6 protein-coding genes are annotated in these 5,822 nt (G+C 71.8%); 5 read left to right on the forward strand and 1 reads right to left on the reverse strand.

Annotated elements, in window-relative coordinates:
* Window positions 1-114 precede the first annotated feature (114 nt).
* The 3 genes from AB0C29_RS30280 (at window position 115) to AB0C29_RS30290 (ending at window position 2,940) form a co-directional block, all read left to right on the forward strand.
* Window positions 115-861, forward strand: a complete 747-nt coding sequence (locus AB0C29_RS30280; protein WP_360827194.1) for an MBL fold metallo-hydrolase — start codon at window positions 115-117, stop codon at window positions 859-861.
* 59 nt (window positions 862-920) lie between these two features.
* On the forward strand, window positions 921-1,748 hold the full coding sequence (locus AB0C29_RS30285) for a DUF72 domain-containing protein (RefSeq protein ID WP_360827209.1): 828 nt from the start codon (window positions 921-923) through the stop codon (window positions 1,746-1,748).
* 73 nt (window positions 1,749-1,821) lie between these two features.
* Window positions 1,822-2,940: a helix-turn-helix domain-containing protein gene (locus AB0C29_RS30290; protein WP_360827197.1), complete on the forward strand. Its 1,119-nt coding sequence runs from the start codon at window positions 1,822-1,824 to the stop codon at window positions 2,938-2,940.
* A 54-nt stretch (window positions 2,941-2,994) separates the two neighbouring features.
* On the opposite strand, the gene AB0C29_RS30295 is transcribed toward AB0C29_RS30290, so the two are convergent.
* A complete protein-coding gene (locus AB0C29_RS30295; protein WP_360827200.1) occupies window positions 2,995-3,405 on the reverse strand; it encodes a hypothetical protein in 411 nt (136 codons plus the stop codon).
* Window positions 3,406-3,523: 118 nt separating this feature from the next.
* Here AB0C29_RS30295 and AB0C29_RS30300 point away from each other — a divergent pair, with 118 nt between their 5' ends.
* Entirely contained in the window at window positions 3,524-5,074 is a 1,551-nt protein-coding gene (locus tag AB0C29_RS30300; protein ID WP_360827203.1) for an SGNH/GDSL hydrolase family protein, read from the forward strand.
* Between the two features lie 310 nt (window positions 5,075-5,384).
* Window positions 5,385-5,822: hypothetical protein (locus AB0C29_RS30305; protein ID WP_360827206.1), on the forward strand; the 438-nt coding region annotated here is incomplete at its 3' end.

A 5,822-nucleotide genomic window follows, 5' to 3' on the forward strand; every position in this document is an offset into this window, starting at 1 on the left:
GCGATCCTCGACGAGGCGGACGCCATCGCGCAGTCACAGGGGGCACTCGCCGTCGTGCGGCAGATCGAGCAGGCGAGGGCGGATTTTCGCGGCGCGACCTGATTCAATCGGGTGATGGGGAATCTGTCGCTGTCTCGCCGCCGGCTGCTGTTCACGGCCGGGGCCGGCGCACTGGGTGTGGCCGTGCTTGGCTCCTGCTCGTCGGAGTCGTCCGGGCCACCGGCGCCGGCCGCGTCGGCGGAGCAACCGGTCCCGGCGGCCAGTGGCGCGGTGGCCGGCGACTGGCGGCGGGTGACCATGTCCTACGTGGCCGCGTACATCCTGGTCCGCAACGGTGAGGCGGCGATCGTCGACCTGGGCACCGCCGGTTCGCAGTCGGCGATCGAGGAGGGCCTCAAGGCGGCGGGCGCGGGTTGGTCGTCGGTGAAGCACATCGTGCTCACCCACCTGCACGACGACCACATCGGCGGCCTGGCCGAGATCGCCCCGCTCGTCAAAGCCTCCATCTACGCCGGCTCCGGCGACCTCTCCTCGATCATCTCCGACAAGCCGCTGAAGCCGCTCGCCGAGGGCGACGAGGTCTTCGGCATGCGCGTCGTCGAGACACCGGGCCACACCCTGGGCCACATCTCGATCTTCGAGCCGGCAACCGGCGTCCTGGTGGCCGGCGACGCCCTGCGGACCAGCAACGGCCTGGAACGCTCCGACCCCCAGTACACCGCCGACGAGGCCAAGGCCAACGACTCGGTCCGCAAGCTGGCCGCGATGGACATCAAGGCGATCCTGCCCGGCCACGGCGAGCCGCTGACGGCCGGCGCCGCCCAGGCTCTGCGGACATTGGCGGCCGGCCTGCCCGCGTGAACCGGCCGGTCCGGCGCACCGCCTACCATTTCGGCATGCGGCTTCACGTGGGATGCGCGATGTGGTCACTGAAGTCCTGGCAGGGACGCTTCGTGGCGCACCCGCTGCCGTCGCGCGAGCGGCTGCGGGCGTACGCCGGCTGGTGCAACGCGGTCGAGGGAAACACCACCTTCTACGCGACGCCGGCCCGCGACACCGTGCAGACCTGGGCGCAGCAGACCGACCCGGGCTTCCGGTTCGTGCTCAAGCTGCCCAAGGTCATCACCCACGAGCGCCGGCTGGTCGGGGCCGAGGACCCGCTGCGGATCTTCCTGGACGCGATCGAGCCGCTGGGCCCGCGGGCCCACGCGCTGTGGATCCAGCTGCCGGGATCCTTCGGCCCGGCCGACATCCCGGCCCTGGAGACCTTCCTGCGGCAGGTGCCGACCTCTTACCGGTACGCCGTGGAGGTCCGCCACCCGGCCTTCTTCGACGACCCCCGCGCCACCGCGCAGCTGGAAGCAGTCCTCGCCGCGGCCGACGCCGAGTGGGTCCCGTTCGACACCACGGTGTTCTTCGCGAAGCTCCCGACCAGCGCGGCCGAACGCGACGCCTGGACCAAGAAGCCCCGGCTGCCGCGCCGCTCGCAGGCCCTGACCGACCGGCCGATCATCCGCTACCTGGGCCGCGACGCGGTCACCGAGACGGTCGAGGGCTGGCAGCACTGGGTGGACGTGACCGCGGGCTGGCTGCGAGAGGGTCGCGCGCCGACGGTGTTCGTGCACACGCCGGACAACGCCGACGCGCCGCAGCTGGCCCGCCGCTTCCACGACGCGGTGCGGGCCCGGGTGCCGGAGCTGGAGCCACTGCCCGAGCCGGACCCGATCGAGCCGCTTACCCTCTTCTGAGCCCGCCCGCGTGCCTCACCCATCCATCCGACACCTCCGCTCCGAAGTGGAGGCAACGGGAGGAGGCGCATCGATGAGTGCCCTGTTCGACGCCCTGCGCGAGCGGGTCGAGGTCCACGCGCGGCGCGCGGTCGAGACCTACACCCACGAGGTCAGCGAATATCAGTCGTCGCCGCCCGGCGACGACATGTACGACTTCGCCGTCCTCATCCGCCGCCGGACCCTGGACCTGTCCGTCGCCGGGCGGCCCCTGACCGACACCGACCTCACCCGCATCGCCGAGGTCGGCCGCCGCCGCGCCGAGGTCGGTCTGTCCGTGCCGTCGCAGGAGCAGGTGCTCGGCCTGCACACCGCGATGATGATCCGCGAGGTGCACGACCTGGCCCGCCCCGAGCACGTCACCGACCTGCTGCGTGTCGTCGGCTGGCTCGGCGCCCAGGGCGTCCGGGCCCGCAGTGCCTACCTGCGCGGATACCCCAAAGGGGTCGGCGCCGCCCGGCTGCTGCCGACCCGGCTGGAGATCCTGGCCCGCGCCCTGATCGCCGACGAACCGGTCGCGCCGTTCGTCGCCGACCTGCGCGTGGCCGCACGCTACCGGGTCGCGGTCCTGACCACGCCGAACCGTACCGCCCGCCGGACTCAGGCCGAGGTCGTCACCGCGCTCGCCGCCGACCGGATCCCGGCCACCTGGCTGGCCCCCGACGAAGCCGTCATCGTCTGCCCCGGCGAGGCCCTTGCCTGGGTACGCCGCGCGGTCACGCTGATCGGCCGGCCCTGCGGGGTCGGCGCCGCCGAGGGCCCGGTCGGCGGACTGGCCCCGGCGCTGACCTGGGCCCGGGAGGCGAGCCGGGTCGCACCGCCGGAGTCGTCCCCCGAGCGGCTGCCGGAGATCGCGGACCTGTTCGTCGAGATGGCGGTAGCCGGCGCCCCGGCCGTCGACGGCTGGCTGCGCACCTACGCGCGCGCCCTCGCCGCCGGCCCCGACCTGGTCACCACGCTGCGCGCCTATTACGCCCACGACATGAACCGGGTGACCGCCGCTGCTGCCCTGCACATCCACCCGCGCACCCTCGACTACCGGCTGCGCCGCGTCCGCGACGTCAGCGGCGTCGACCCCGGCTCGACCCTCGGCGTCCGCCTGCTCAGCGCGACCGTCGCCCGCACCCTGACCGTGCGGCACTACGCGGACTGACAACGACCCGCCCCCGGGCATGCTTACTCCGGTCTTGAGAGAGCCGACGACGGATCAGGTACAGAGCTCGTTGTCCACGGGGAAGCGGGCAAGCGACACCCACTCACTCGTCAGCCGGTGCGTCTCCTTCTCCACCTGGGAATACCATTTCGCGACCGGGATGACGATCGCGCCGGTCTTCTCGCGCCACGCGAGGGTCTGCTCCGCGATACTCCCGATCACCTCCTCGTCGGCATACCCACCGATACAGGCACTGACGTACCCGTTGTCAGGCGGCCAGAGGTCATTGGCCAGAGCACAGAGTTCGTCCAGGTGCGGCAGGTCACGGACCAGCTGGATGAACCGGCTGACCTCGTCGTCCGGGATGCCCGACGCGAGCGCGGCACGACGAAACTGTCCCTGATGATCCATAGCGCGACATGGTGCCACGAAGACAACGAACCAGAGGCTGAGCCCGGCGACCATGCCGCCGATTCTCTTGCGCGAAGTGACAAGTGCCGCCGACCGGTCGTCGCGGAATGACGAAGAGTTGCCCGCCCCTTCGCTGTCACGCTGAGCGCGTCCTATGTGGAGGAGATGTCCTATGAGATCCCATCGACTCTGGTTGGCCGCGGGCGCGGTGCTGGCCGTGCTGGCGGGGAGCACGCCCGCACTCGCCGCGCCGGCGGAACCGCGCGACACCCGTACCCGGCAAGAAGCATTTGATCCGCACCCGGCCCTGCCCGGACCGGTCAAGATCCCCGGCAAGGGAGTGCGGCCCGCGCCGTTCACGACGCCGTTGAAGCCGACCCGGGCCACCGCGCTGCCCGGCTCGGAGAAGACCAGGGCGAACGCGCTCGCCCCGGACCGGGCCGCCGCGGCCGGACCCAGCCTGCGGCGCGTCGCCGGCGCCGACGAACCCAGCCAGCTCTACTGCGAGGAGCAGATCAGTCAATCGACAAGCGTAAACGCCGACGCGGACAACTACTCGGCCACCACCCAGTACCTGGGCCGGCTCGGCTGCAACTTCTACCTGGACTACGCCTACGGGGTGGCCGGCATCGTCGACCGCAGCCCCTCCTGGGACGGTGACCTGCTGCACGTCGGCACGCCGTTCGAGTTCTACCGCTCATACGCCGGCGCGTCGGCCGGCGGCCTGCGGATTCCCGGCGACTACTACGACGGAGGACGGCAGATCGAGGTGGTCTTCGAGGTCTACCTGCTGGCGCCGTACGGGGTCTCCTGGGGTGCCTGCAACCCGCTGCCGGGCCTGCGCTACCTGCTGTGCGACGGCCTCGGCACCGACCTGCTGCACGTGGTGGTGGGCACGGGGTCGTTCAACACCGGGCTCAACCCGCCGGTCCACCGCTACACCGCGCTCGGCGACTCGTACTCCTCGGGCACCGGCGCGTTCCCCTACCTGGGCGGCGCCGACCCGGCGTCGTGCCGGCGCAGCAACGCCACCTACGGCTTCGACATCGCCGGGGACGGCTTCCAGGGCCTGCCGATCGACCGGCCCAACCTGAAAGCCTGTCACGCGGCCCGGATCAACGACATCTACCAGGCGCAGAATCCGGTCTCCGAATCCGCGCAGCTCGAATACGTGAAACCGTATACGAGGTTCGCGACGGTCACGATCGGCGGCAACGACCTGGGCTTCGGGCCGAAACTGCGCAACTGTGTGGTCTCCGACTGCTCGGGAGCCCCGCTGGTGACTTCCGCGGAGCTGTCGGCGACGCAGAGCCGGCTCACCGGCGTGTACCGCGACATCAGATCCCGGATGCGCGCGGACGGCTACCTGGTGGTGCTGAGTTACCCGGCGTTCCTGCCCAACCCCGACGACCCGGCGGATCCGCAGCCGTCGGTGAGCAGATGCCCGGCCACGAACTCGCAGATCACCAGCGCCGAGCTGCGGCTGATCCATCAGGGGACCGCCCAGGCCCGCGACATGATCGCGAACGCGGTGGCGGCCACGGGCGATCCCCGGGTGCTCTTCGTGGACGTCTTCGACGCGTTCCGGGCCCACCGGGTGTGCAGCGGCGATCCCTGGTCCAACGGGGTCGAGGCGCTCGATCCCGAGGACTCGTTCCACCCGAACGCCCGCGGCTACCAGGCGGTCGGCGACCGCCTGCGGAGTGCGCTGGGCCTGGGCTGACCCCGGCGGTGGGGACGGGGCGTCCGGCTTGTGCCGGGCGCCCCGGCCCGTTGGTCGAGCCCCGGACGATCAGTTCGGCCGGGACGGCGCCGATTGCGTACGGAGTCAGCGAGCCGGCCGACGGCGGCTTCGACGATCGCGTCCGCGTCCCGGGCCAGGGTGGTCCGACCCGGGCCGACGAGCACGGCGAGCTGGTGCCCGCTGCACACCCGAGGATCCGCTTTCCGTCTTTGCGATACTGGCATCGATAACCTTCGTTGCGACCTGATTGCGGGAGGTGGCACCGATAGGAAGGCTGAGGACACCGGCGGTGCCGGACGGGCCGGTCCGGCGGTTCTACGAGCGGCTGCACGACCTCCACGCGTCGGCGGGCCGGCCGAGCATGCGCGAGCTGCAACGTGCCACCCGCGGCGAGCGGCGCCCGCGGGGGATCAACCCGACCACCATCCACGACGCGTTCAGCCGGCCCCGCCTCGCCCGATGGGAGGTGGTGGAGGAGATCGTGACCCGGCTCGGGGGCGACCCCGAGGAGTTCGGGCGGCTGTGGCGGCAGGCCCGCGAGGTGCAGGCCCGCGACGCCGACCTCGCGGCCGTGGCGGTCGGAAGGACCCCCGTCGCCGCCTCGGTGCCGCGGCAGCTGCCACCGGACGTGTGGGCCTACACCGGCCGCCAGGAGCACCTCAAGGCGCTCGACGAGCTGCTCGCCGGCGACCGCACGGCGCTGGTGATCACGGCGATCGCCGGCATG

Source organism: Actinoplanes sp. NPDC048791 (genome assembly GCF_040650095.1).
Taxonomy (GTDB): Bacteria; Actinomycetota; Actinomycetes; order Mycobacteriales; family Micromonosporaceae; genus Actinoplanes.